The sequence below is a fragment of the Bradyrhizobium sp. 14AA genome (genome assembly GCF_054185205.1).
Map to the genome: position 1 here is coordinate 1 of NZ_JAVAYM010000105.1, position 508 is coordinate 508.

A 508-nucleotide genomic window follows, 5' to 3' on the forward strand; every position below is an offset into this window, starting at 1 on the left:
TTAGCTACGATGGCAATACGGTGACGCTGCCGGTTGAAATCTCTGAAGGGTTAGCGGCAGGGCAGGTAGGGCTGCCGATGGGTATGCCTGGCATCGCGCCGGTTCTGGCTGGCGCGCGTCTTGAAGATCTGCGGGAGGCGCAACAATGAGTTGGATTACACCGGATCTGATTGAGATCCTGCTGAGCATTCTCAAAGCGGTGGTGATTCTGCTGGTGGTCGTCACCTGCGGGGCCTTCATGAGCTTCGTCGAACGTCGTCTGCTGGGTCTGTTCCAGAACCGTTATGGACCAAACCGCGTTGGCTGGGGCGGCTCGCTCCAGCTGGTCGCGGACATGATCAAGATGTTCTTTAAAGAAGACTGGATCCCGAAATTCTCGGATCGCGTCATCTTTACCCTGGCGCCGATGATCGCGTTTACTTCGCTGCTGCTCTCCTTCGCCATTGTGCCGGTTAGCCCTAATTGGGTGGTGGCCGATTTAAACATCGGGATTTTGTTCTTCCTGATG

Annotated in this window: 1 protein-coding gene; it reads left to right on the forward strand. The window is 55.9% G+C overall.

From position 1 onward, the window contains the following. Window positions 1-145: 145 nt before the first annotated feature. Window positions 146-508, forward strand: a 363-nt coding sequence (locus RAD15_RS43525; protein ID WP_458184816.1) for an NADH-quinone oxidoreductase subunit H, incomplete at its 3' end; no start/stop codon positions are given.